A 216-nucleotide genomic window follows, 5' to 3' on the forward strand; every position below is an offset into this window, starting at 1 on the left:
GCTCTGGGCTCCTCCCCGTTCGCTCGCCGCTACTGGGGGAATCTCGGTTGATTTCTTTTCCTCGGGGTACTGAGATGTTTCAGTTCCCCCGGTTCGCCTCATTAACCTATGGATTCAGTTAATGATGGTGCAACGGATTGCACCGGGTTTCCCCATTCGGACATCGCCGGCTGATAGCGCTTCATATCAGCTCACCGGCGCTTTTCGCAGATTAGC

Annotated in this window: 1 rRNA gene; it reads right to left on the minus strand. The window is 55.1% G+C overall.

Annotated features, from left to right (window positions below):
• A 23S ribosomal RNA gene (locus tag IQ209_RS18850) occupies positions 1-216 on the minus strand; the annotation flags it as partial.

Origin of the sequence: Xenorhabdus sp. BG5 (assembly GCF_015163665.1) — a bacterium.
GTDB lineage: Bacteria > Pseudomonadota > Gammaproteobacteria > Enterobacterales > Enterobacteriaceae > Xenorhabdus.